Source organism: Shewanella sp. 10N.286.51.B2 (assembly GCF_041469265.1).
Lineage (GTDB): Bacteria > Pseudomonadota > Gammaproteobacteria > Enterobacterales > Shewanellaceae > Shewanella.
On sequence record NZ_JBFRKH010000140.1, the window covers coordinates 1 to 747 of the forward strand.

Here is a 747-nt window from a genome sequence, read left to right on the forward strand (position 1 = left end):
CCTTTTGAAAATGTGACAGTAGGGCAAAAGCCCAAAGTTAAAGCCAACCAAGAAAGAGACCGTTGGGATACGAGTGATTTAAAAAGGCTAATACATTCAGCCGAATTTAAAGCTTCAACAGTGGACTTTAAGTGGGTCACCCGATTGATGCTTTATGGCGGCCTAAGGCCATCAGAGGCGTGTCAGTTAAAGCCCAGTAACATAGTCGAAATCGAAGGTATTCATTGCATTAACGTTGATGACAGCGGCAAAGGGCAACGTATTAAGAATGCCAATGCAAGACGCAGTATTCCAATCCACCAAACCTTGATAGAGCAGGGCTTTATTGAATTTGTAAAAACACGTAAAAAACATCCCCAGTTGTTTAATTATAAACCAGTGGGGTTAGTAGAAGATTGGTCAAAAACCTATTGTAAGCACCTATCGATATTACAAACCTGCATTGGCATGAAAGCGAGTCAACGACCAACGGCTTATAGTCTACGACACACTTTTATCGATGAGTTTAAGCGTTTGGATATCAGCGAGCATATTATGGCGCAGATAGTCGGTCACGCGAACCCAAACATCACCTACGGCCGCTATGGCAAGGATATTCAGGCTAGGGCATTACTCAAATACATTGAGCGACTTGAATATGATATTTGATGAACGTGTGTGTTTGTTCGAAAATGATAGAGGAGTGTGTAGCTCATTTCTGCTCCTTTTCGTTTTACATGATCTATCCGCGACCCACTTACAATGTGT

1 protein-coding gene is annotated in these 747 nt (G+C 42.0%); it reads left to right on the plus strand.

Annotated features, from left to right (window positions below):
* Positions 1-648: site-specific integrase (locus AB4140_RS19770; protein WP_372002347.1), on the plus strand; the 648-nt coding region annotated here is incomplete at its 5' end.
* Between the last annotated feature and the right edge of the window lie 99 nt (positions 649-747).